The 933-nt window shown below is 47.3% G+C and carries 1 pseudogene and 1 riboswitch; the pseudogene reads left to right on the top strand.

Features of this window, described 5'->3' with window-relative positions:
* Positions 1-118, top strand: a riboswitch (Lysine riboswitch). This riboswitch is flagged as partial in the annotation.
* A gap of 102 nt (positions 119-220) precedes the next feature.
* Positions 221-933 (top strand): annotated as a pseudogene (locus R7O13_RS24985) (lysine-sensitive aspartokinase 3); the annotation flags it as partial.

The following is a 933-nucleotide window of genomic DNA, read 5'->3' as shown; positions in this document are numbered from 1 at the left end:
TCATTCAGGGGGAGTAGTGCCGAGGTAAGTCAAAATTGCAGGGTTTGGCTTGTCGGTTGACTTGGGTTGAGTCCCATCAACTGTCATCAGCACCGTCTGATGAAGAGCTTCTGAGGGTACATTTTCAAATGACAATCTAACTACCTCTCTTTTTGCTCTGTTCCTTTCCTCACAAAACATTGGATGTGTATATTTTTTAGGAAGTCGTGGGAGAAACGCAGTGAGCGCATTTAACGTAGCTAAATTCGGTGGGACCAGTGTTGCCAATTTTGAGGCAATGAGTCGTTGTGGCGCCATCATCGAAAACGATCCAAATACTCGCCTTGTTGGTAGCAGCGCTTGCTCTGGGGTAACCAACATCTTGGTAGAACTGGCCAATGGCGTTCAAGATCAGTAACACCGTGCTGAGTTACTAAAAAACCTAGCTGAGATCCATGATTCCATTTTGGCTCAATTGGAAGATGCGACAGAAGCCTCTTCAGAGGTGTACGGAATTTTAGATACCGTGACCAGCCTTGCAGAAGCCGCCTCAATTCAAGCAAACACCAAACTGACCGACCACCTTGTGGCATGTGGTGAGTTAATGTCGACGCACATTTTGGCGCAACTCATGCGAGAGCGTGGTATCAATGCAGTGCGATTTGATATTCGTGAAGTGCTAAGAACCGACGACAACTTTGGTCGCGCAGAACCGAATGTCGAAGCCATTGCTCAACTAGCCCAAGAGAAGCTTATCCCTTTATGTCTTGATTCTGTCGTCATCACACAGGGCTTCATTGGCTCTGACGAAGAAGGCAATACAACAACGTTAGGCCGTGGTGGTAGCGACTACAGTGCAGCCTTGATTGCTGAAGGTGTGAAAGCATCTGGACTTGAAATTTGGACAGATGTTCCTGGTATTTACACGACCGATCCTCGCATCGCACCAAAAGC

The sequence above is a fragment of the Vibrio sp. Y176 genome, from assembly GCF_033438945.1.
This window is presented reverse-complemented; position numbering and strand designations above follow the sequence as displayed.